The organism is Clavibacter sp. MX14-G9D (assembly GCF_032917815.1).
In the GTDB taxonomy this organism is placed as follows: domain Bacteria; phylum Actinomycetota; class Actinomycetes; order Actinomycetales; family Microbacteriaceae; genus Clavibacter; species Clavibacter michiganensis_K.
Genome location: NZ_JAVCVL010000126.1, coordinates 1 through 8,276 on the forward strand (window position 1 = coordinate 1; position 8,276 = coordinate 8,276).

The 8,276-nt window shown below is 75.0% G+C and carries 7 protein-coding genes; 5 read left to right on the top strand and 2 right to left on the bottom strand.

The features are described 5' to 3' along the window. The coding region (locus tag Q6969_RS10580) for a bifunctional hydroxymethylpyrimidine kinase/phosphomethylpyrimidine kinase (protein ID WP_317230404.1) at positions 1-2,161 on the top strand (2,161 nt) is incomplete at its 5' end. 74 nt (positions 2,162-2,235) lie between these two features. Here the strand turns inward: Q6969_RS10580 and Q6969_RS10585 are convergent. Further along, entirely contained in the window at positions 2,236-2,586 is a 351-nt protein-coding gene (locus tag Q6969_RS10585; RefSeq protein WP_317230405.1) for a hypothetical protein, read from the bottom strand. 288 nt (positions 2,587-2,874) lie between these two features. On the opposite strand from Q6969_RS10585, the gene Q6969_RS10590 reads away from it, so the two are divergent. The 3 genes from Q6969_RS10590 to Q6969_RS10600 are packed head-to-tail and all read left to right on the top strand — an operon-like array spanning position 2,875 to position 4,727. After that, a complete protein-coding gene (locus Q6969_RS10590) occupies positions 2,875-4,233 on the top strand; it encodes an MFS transporter (protein ID WP_317230406.1) in 1,359 nt (452 codons plus the stop codon). Between the two features lie 51 nt (positions 4,234-4,284). Continuing rightward, positions 4,285-4,461 (top strand): hypothetical protein, encoded by a 177-nt coding sequence (locus Q6969_RS10595; protein WP_181034762.1) that lies wholly within the window; start codon positions 4,285-4,287, stop codon positions 4,459-4,461. 53 nt (positions 4,462-4,514) lie between these two features. Then, positions 4,515-4,727: a hypothetical protein gene (locus Q6969_RS10600; RefSeq protein ID WP_094116259.1), complete on the top strand. Its 213-nt coding sequence runs from the start codon at positions 4,515-4,517 to the stop codon at positions 4,725-4,727. A gap of 69 nt (positions 4,728-4,796) precedes the next feature. Here Q6969_RS10600 and Q6969_RS10605 read toward each other — a convergent pair whose 3' ends face one another. After that, positions 4,797-6,932 carry a DEAD/DEAH box helicase gene (locus Q6969_RS10605; RefSeq protein WP_317230407.1) on the bottom strand — a complete coding sequence of 712 codons (2,136 nt, stop codon included), beginning with the start codon at positions 6,930-6,932 and terminating at the stop codon, positions 4,797-4,799. A 268-nt stretch (positions 6,933-7,200) separates the two neighbouring features. Here Q6969_RS10605 and Q6969_RS10610 point away from each other — a divergent pair. Next, a partial coding sequence (locus Q6969_RS10610) for a glutathione S-transferase C-terminal domain-containing protein (protein WP_317230408.1) occupies positions 7,201-8,276 on the top strand: 1,076 nt, incomplete at its 3' end.

Below are 8,276 nucleotides of genomic sequence, written 5' to 3' on the forward strand. Positions count from 1 at the left end.
CGCCGGGCACCCGACCGCGCCGCGGCCCGCGCTCCTCGTCGACGACCGCGTCGACGTGGCCCTCGCGGCGCTCGCCCGGGGTGCGCGGGTGGACGGCGTCCACGTCGGGCAGTCGGACGTGCCGGCCGACCTCGTGCGGCGGATGCTCGACGCCGCGAGCCCCGACCGGCGCCTCGTGCTCGGCCTCACGGCGAACGCCCCCGAGCACGTGGAGGCGATCCGCGCCCTGCCGGACGGCACGGTCGACTACCTCGGCGTCGGCGTCATCCGGCCCACCAGCACGAAGCCCGACCACCCGGCGGCGCTCGGGCACGACGGGTTCGGCATCATCGCGGGCCTCTCCCCCGTGCCGTGCGTCGCCATCGGCGGGGTCGACGTGGACGACGTGGACGCGGTGGCGGCCGCGGGCGGGGCGGGCACCGCCGTGGTGTCCGCGGTGTGCGCGGCCGAGGATCCCGCGGCGGCCACCCGCGAGCTCGCGGACGCGTGGGATCGGGTGCGGGCGGCGGCCACGGGCGACGCGTCCGCGTCCGCCGGACCCGGCCCCGTCGGCGACGACTCCGCCGTCGACGAGTTGGCCGCTGCCGACCACGACCACGACCACGACCACGCCGCAGCCGCCGGCCCGGCCCGCGGCAGCCGCGCCGTCCCGCGCGTCCTCAGCATCGCGGGCACGGATCCGACGGGCGGCGCAGGCGTGCAGGCCGACCTCAAGTCCATCGCAGCGAACGGCGGCTACGGGATGGCCGTCGTCACGGCGCTCGTGGCGCAGAACACGCGGGGCGTGCGGGAGATCCACGTGCCGCCGGTCGCGTTCCTGCGGGCGCAACTCGAAGCGGTGTCCGACGACGTGGTGATCGACGCCGTGAAGGTCGGCATGCTCGGATCCGCCGCCGTGGTGGACGAGGTGGCGGACTGGCTGCGCGCGGTGCGCCCGCCGGTCGTGGTGCTCGACCCGGTGATGGTCGCCCAGTCGGGCGACGCCCTCCTCGACGCCGACGCCACCGAGGCGCTGCGGCGCCTCCTCCCGCTCGCCGACGTCGTGACGCCCAACCTGCCGGAGCTCGCCGCGCTCCTCGGCGAGCCCGAGGCCGACGGCTGGGACGCCGCGCTCGCCCAGGGCCGCACCCTCGCCGCGCGGCACGGCGTGCGCGTGATCGTCAAGGGCGGGCACCTCCGCGTGGACGACTGCCCGGACGCGCTCGTCGTTCCCGCCGGGGACGGCGCGGACGGCGCGGACGGCGCGGACGGCTCTGACGCCGCGGACTCCGCCGTCCACGTCGTCCCCGGCCCGCGCATCGCCACGACGAGCACGCACGGCACCGGCTGCTCCCTCTCGAGCGCGCTCGCGACCCTGCAGCCGCGGCGCGGCGACTGGCTCGCGGCGCTCACGGAGGCGAAGGGCTGGCTCACGGGATCCCTGGCGCGCGCCGAGGACCTCGACGTCGGCGAGGGGGCCGGCCCGCTCGACCACCTGCGCGCGCTGTGGGATGCCGCGGGCACGCACCTGCCGCCCGTCTCGGAGGAGATGTGGTCCGGATCCGCCGACCTCCGCCGCGAGATCGACGACCTGCCCTTCGTCCGCCGCCTCGGCGACGGCAGCCTGCCGGAGGCGTGGTTCTCGCACTACCTCGCGCAGGACGCCATCTACCTCCGCGCCTACTCCCGCGTGCTCGCCCGGGCCAGCCAGCTCGCGCCCACGCCCGACGCGCAGGTCGCGTGGGCGCGGTCCGCGGCCGACGCGATCGCCGCCGAGTCGACGCTGCACGAGGAGTGGCTGTCCCGGCACCCCGCGCCCGTGGTCCCCGGCCCGGTGACGCGCGCCTACGTCGACCACCTGCTCGCGCACGCCGCCGGCAGCGACTACGCCGTGCTCGTCGCGGCGCTCCTGCCCTGCTTCACGATCTACGCCGACGTGGGCGTCCGGCTCCACGCGGCGGGATCCGCCGCGGCGGCGGCCGGGTCCGCGCACCCGTACGCGGCGTGGCTGGAGACGTACGCGGATCCCGCCTTCACGGCCGCGACCCGGCGCGCGTGCGAGCTGGTGGACGAGGCGGCGGTCCTCGCGGGCCCCGTCCGCCGGTCCGCGATGCTCGAGGCGTCCCGCCTCTCGGCGGCGTACGAGCGCGACTTCTTCCGCGCCCCGGAGGCGCTCGGCTGATCCGGCACCGGCCGGGTCGCGCCCGGCGCGCGTCCGGCGTCGCGAGGATGCGGCGGCGCGCGCGTCCGCGGGGCTCAGCCCACGGAGGCGAGCCGCTGCAGCAGCAGGTCGAGGGTGGAGTCGAGGCTGCTCGCGCCCCAGACCGCGACCACGACGGTGAGGGCGACCATCGTGCCCGCGGGCGCGCGGTGCCGGATGCGGTCGACGAGGAGCAGGACGACCGTGCCGATCGCGACGACGATCCCCGCGACGGAGGCGAAGGCCATGCGCACGTAGGCCGCCGCGTCGGGCGCCGACCAGCTGTTCGCCGCCAGGCTGAGTGCGAGCGGCACGAGCACCAGGCCCACGAGCAGGACCAGCGGCGCGGGCAGGAGGCGGGGACGCGGCGGGGCCGGATCCACGGCGACGGGGGTGGGGACGGACATGGTGACGAGCCTAGGGTCGCGGCCCGCCCCGGACCAGGGCCCGCATGCCGGAGTCGCCGCACGCTGCACGTTGCACGCTGCACGCCACGGTCCCCGCGCGCCGGCGGTCATCGCACGTCGTGCACCGACGGCGCGCGACCGCCGGCGTCACACTCCCGGAGGCGGACCGCCGCGGCGCTACGCTCGACCCGCCGCCGACGGATCCCCGTCTCCCGCGGCGTCGCCCGTCCTCCACACCGCCGACGCGGCGACCATCGCGCGCCGTGCGCCTCTCGGGAGCCCCACACCATGACCACGACCACCTCGCGGCCCACCCGCGCCCAGCGCCTCGACGCGCTCCCCTGGACCCGCGGCCACTCCCGCATCCTCGGCGGCAGCGGCGTCGGCTGGGCCCTCGACGCGATGGACGTCGGCCTCATCTCGTTCGTCATCGCCCAGCTCGCCGTGGTGTGGGAGGCGGACGCGGGGCAGCTCGGCCTCGTCGCATCGGCGGGCTTCCTCGGCATGGCCATCGGCGCGAGCGTCGGCGGGCTGGTCGCGGACCGGATCGGACGTCGGCAGGTGTTCGCCCTCACGCTGCTCGTCTACGGCCTCGCGACGGGCGTGTCCGCGCTCGCGATGTCGGTCGGGGCGCTCATCGCGCTGCGGTTCGTCGTGGGCCTCGGGCTCGGTGCGGAGCTGCCGGTCGCCTCCACTCTCGTGAGCGAGTTCTCGCCGGCGCGGATCCGCGGGCGCGTGATCGTGATCCTCGAGTCCTCCTGGGCGGTCGGCTGGACGGCGGCCGCGCTCATCGGCTACCTGGTCATCCCCACGAGCGAGGACGGCTGGCGCTGGGCGCTCGCGCTCGGCGCGGTGCCCGCGGTGTGGGCGATCTTCGTGCGGCTCCGGCTGCCGGAGTCGGTGCGCTTCCTCGAGGCGAAGGGCCGGCACGCGAAGGCGGAGCGCGTGGTCCGCGGGCTGGAGGAGTCGGCCGGAGCAGCGGCGCCGGTCGACGACGCGCGGGTGCCCGAGACCGCCGCCGAGGCCGCGTCCGCCGCGCCCGCCGCCGACGCCGCTCCCCGCGAGCGCCTCTTCGGCGCGCGCCCGCGCCGCCGCACCCTCTCCCTCTGGATCGTGTGGTTCTGCGTCAACTTCGCCTACTACGGCGCCTTCATCTGGCTGCCGACGCTGCTGGTGGCGCAGGGCTTCTCGCTGGTGCGCTCCTTCGGGTACACCCTGCTCATCACGCTCGCGCAGCTGCCGGGCTACGCGGTCTCGGCCTGGCTCGTGGAGCGCTGGGGGCGCCGCGTGACGCTCGCGGTCTTCCTCGCGGGATCCGCCGTGTCCGCGGGCCTCTTCGGCACCGCCGACGACGTGACCTCGATCCTCGTGTTCGGCGCCCTCATGTCGTTCTCGAACCTCGGCGCATGGGGCGCGCTCTACGCGGTGACGCCCGAGCTGTACCCGACGCGCGTGCGCGCGACGGGCGCGGGCAGCGCGGCCGGATTCGGGCGGCTCGCGTCGATCATCGCGCCGCTGTGCGTGCCGCCGCTGCTCGCCCTCGGTGGCGTCGCCCTGCCGTTCGGCGTGTTCGCGGGCGTCTTCGCGCTGGCCGCCGTCGCCGCGCTCACCCTGCCGGACCTGCGCGGCGAGGCCCTCGAGGACTGAGCCGGCGGATCCGGTCGGTACGCTCGTGATGCCCGACCCCGAGGAGCTACCGTGGTGCCCACCTTCGTCGTCGTCGCCGTGATGGTCGTCGTCGTGATCCTCATCGCCTTCGCCGTCATCGGCACCACCCGCTCGAACCCCACGCAGGACGCGCAGGACGCCGTCGCCCGCGAGCGCCGCGCGGCCCGCAAGGCCGAGCGGGAGCGCCGGAAGGCCGAGCGCGGCTGACCGGGCTGGGGATCGTCCACGCTCCGCTCGCCCTCGACGAGCAGCCTGGGCGGATGACCTCCACCACCGCCCGCCGCCGCGCCCTCCGCGACGCCGTCATCCTCACGGCCTTCTTCCTCGTGTCGCAGCTCGTCGTCGTCCCGATGGTGGGTGGGGGCGCGGCGACGGAGCATCTCGGCCCTGCGCTCGTCGTCGGCGTCCTCGTCTTCGCCGCCGCCTACCTGATCCGCCGGGCCACGGATGGCCGACGCCGGGACCGCGGCTAGCAGACGGCGAACGCACGACGCCCCCGCGACCAGCAGGTCGCGGGGGCGTCGTCGTGGAGCGGGTGCGGGTCAACCCGCCGCCAGCGCCTCCTCGAGCAGGTGCGACAGGGCATCGAGCTGCACGGACGTGGATCCGGCCTCGTCGAGGTCCTCGCCGTCGAGCGCGCGCGCCGCGAGGCCCGCCTTGCTGTCGATGAGCTCCGCGATCTTCGCGTCGATGGTCTGCGCCGCGATGATGCGCCACGCGGTCACGGGCTCCTCCTGGCCGATGCGGTGCACGCGGTCGATGGCCTGCGTCTGCTCCGCGGAGGTCCAGCTGAGCTCGGCGAGCACCACGTTCGACGCGGCCTGCAGGTTGAGGCCGACGCCCGCAGCGGTGAGCGAGCAGACCACGACCTCCACCTCGGGATCGTTCTGGAAGGAGTCGATGGCGTCCTGGCGCGCCGCGGGCGACTGGTCGCCGCGGATCGAGACGCTCCGGATGTCCCGCTTCGCGAACGTGGCCTCGGCCTGGTCCATCACGTCGACGTGCTTGGCGAAGAACACGACCTTGCCGACCGAGCGCGCGAGCTGCGCCGCGTAGTCGGCGGCGAGCACCGCCTTGGCCTGGCCGATGCGGCGGACCATGGTGAAGACGTTCTCCCCGGTCTTCTGCGCCTTGGCCTCGTCGAGCTCCGACTGCGCGACGAGCCGCACGAGGTGCGCCCGCTCCGCCGCCGGTCCGTCGAGGACCTCCGGCACGGTGGTGCCGCGCGCGCCGACGAGCGCCGTGAAGCGCCGCACCAGGCGGGCGGCGAGCTCGCGCTCGGCCTGGCGGATGGAGCGGCCCAGGTCGTCGTCGAGCTCGACGGGGAGGTCGGCGATCCGCTTGGACGGCAGGTCGGTCGCCACGTCGATCTTGCGGCGGCGGACGATGCCGAGGTCGATGACCGCGCGTCGCGCCTCCGCGAAGAACCCGGGATCGGCGGGCGTGAGGCCCGCCTCCTCCAGCTCGCCCATGAGGACGGACGTCGGCTTGTCGCCGTCGATCCAGCCGAGGAACTGCCAGATGGCGCGGAAGTCGTCGATGTCGTTGATGAGCGGGGTGCCCGTCAGCGCCATCAGCAGCGGCGCGGACTGGCGCTGGCGGATGCTCTCGGCGAGCGCCAGCACGAACTTCGAGCGCTGCGACTGCAGGTTCTTGATGAAGTGGGCCTCGTCGACGACCATGCCGCGGAAGCCGAGCGTCCGGAGCCAGCCGATGTGCCGGTCGAGGACCTCGTAGTTGACGATGACGACGTCGGCGAAGGCGTCGAGGCCCGCGCCGTCGCCGTGGATGACGGTGGCGCGGCGGTGCGGCGTCCAGCGCTCCACCTCGCGCTTCCAGTTCATCTTGACGACGTTGGGGACGACGACGAGCAGCGGGTACGCGTCGGCGACGGAGGCGGCCAGCAGGGCCTGCGCGGTCTTGCCGAGGCCCGGCTCGTCGGCGAGCAGGAACTCGCGGTGGCCGAGGCGGACGCTCTCGAGGAAGCGCGCCTGGTGGCGCATGAGCTCGAGGCCGTGCGGCGACAGGCGGTCGATGCGAGGGCTCTCCGGCAGGTCCATGCTGGCGATGCCGCCGCCGGCGCCGTACTCGAACGACTTGAACAGCGGGCCGAGCAGCTCCCAGTTGGCGAGGAGGCGCGTGGGCGGGGCCGCGGGAGCGGGCCGGTCGAGGTCGGGCTCGAGGAACGGGTTCGCCAGCACGCGGGCCTTGACCGACGGCGGGACGACCTGGCGCTCGTGCAGCTTCGCGATCGCCGGGTCCTCGGGCTCGGGCTCCGGCTCGTCCTCGACGACCATCTCGACGCCGCCGTCGAACAGCATGTGCTTGCGCATGGCGCGGGCGGTCTCGGAGAGCTTGGCGTCGGGGTCCAGCAGCGGCAGCACGGAGGTGTCGCGCGCGGCCGTGCGGGCCAGGATGCTCGCGATGCCGTCGAGGCGCTTCAGCGTCTCCGCGCGCTCGGAGTCGCTGAGCGGGGTGGCCGTGTCCTTCGCGTGCGTGCGCTCCTCGCGCATCAGCACGGCGATGACCTGGAACTTCGTGCGGTTGACCGGCTTCAGCTTGCCGCGCTGGGCGGCCTGCTCGATCTCGCGCACGGCGCGCGCGAGGACGGGGATGAGCCCCTCGTTGTCGATCGTGCGCGTGCGGGCGGAGGACCGCCGCTGGCCGGTGCGAGCCATGCAACTCCTTGTTCACTGCCGGGGCCAGGCCGCGCCTGCGCTCCCGGATCGGAAGGACTCGGCGTCCGTCGCGCACGGTGACGCGTGCGGTCGGACGGTGGCGAGGGGACCTTCCTCGAGCAACCGGGAGACCCGGGTCGGGGGTGGGATGACGGTCCGCCGCCTGCGCCCGGCCGCCTCGGGGAGGACGGGCACGAGAGCAGTTTAGGGCACGCGCGCTCCCGCCGCGCGCCCGGTCGCCGCGGGCCGCCCGGCCTAGGCTGGATCCATGACGGATCAGGCGACACCCACCGGTACCAACGAGGCGGGTTCCCCCGGCCGCTACGTCGAGGAGGGCGAGTTCACCCGCGACACGAACTACATCGAGGACCGCATCCTCCGCGACGGTTCCCAGGGGTGGCCCGTCGAGGCCGGCCGCTACCGCCTCGTCGCCGCGCGCGCGTGCCCGTGGGCGAACCGCTCCGTCATCGTCCGCCGCCTGCTCGGCCTCGAGGACGCCATCTCGCTCGGCCTGCCCGGCCCGACGCACGACGCGCGCAGCTGGACCTTCGACCTCGACCCCGACGGCCGCGACCCGGTCCTCGGCATCGAGCGCCTGCAGGACGCGTTCCTCGCCCGCTTCCCCGGGTACCCGCGCGGCATCACCGTGCCGGCCCTCGTCGACATCCCCTCCGGCCAGGTCGTGACCAACGACTACCCGCAGATCACGCTCGACCTCTCCACGGAGTGGACCGAGCACCACCGCGAGGGCGCGCCCGACCTGTACCCGGAGCACCTCCGCGCGGAGATCGACGAGGTCGCCGACCTCGTCTTCCGCGACGTGAACAACGGCGTCTACCGCTGCGGGTTCGCCGGATCCCAGGAGGCGTACGAGAAGGCCTACGACCGCCTCTTCTCCCGCCTGAACTGGCTGAGCGACCGCCTCGCCGGCCAGCGCTACCTCGTGGGCGACACGATCACCGAGGCCGACGTCCGCCTGTTCACGACGCTCGCCCGGTTCGACGCGGTCTACCACGGGCACTTCAAGTGCAACCGCCAGAAGCTCGACGAGATGCCCGTGCTGTGGGCCTACGCGCGCGACCTGTTCCAGACGCCCGGCTTCGGCGACACCATCGACTTCGTGCAGATCAAGCAGCACTACTACCTGACGCACACCGACATCAACCCCACCCGCGTCGTGCCCGTCGGGCCCGAGACGTGGGGCTGGCTGGAGCCGCACGGCCGCGAGGAGCTGGGCGGCCGCCCGTTCGGCGACGGCACGCCCCCGGGACCCGTCCGCGAGGGCGAGCGCGTGCCCGAGGGCCACGGCGCCGTGCCCCGCGGTGACGCCGGATCCGGCGCCCG

What these genes read in the sequence shown, in the direction of transcription:
- Q6969_RS10585 (WP_317230405.1), bottom strand. Translation starts at nt 2,586, where the DNA reads ATGTCCGTCCCCACCCCCGTCGCCGTGGATCCGGCCCCGCCGCGTCCC.
- Q6969_RS10590 (WP_317230406.1), top strand. Translation starts at nt 2,875, where the DNA reads ATGACCACGACCACCTCGCGGCCCACCCGCGCCCAGCGCCTCGACGCG.
- Q6969_RS10600 (WP_094116259.1), top strand. Translation starts at nt 4,515, where the DNA reads ATGACCTCCACCACCGCCCGCCGCCGCGCCCTCCGCGACGCCGTCATC.
- Q6969_RS10605 (WP_317230407.1), bottom strand. Translation starts at nt 6,932, where the DNA reads ATGGCTCGCACCGGCCAGCGGCGGTCCTCCGCCCGCACGCGCACGATC.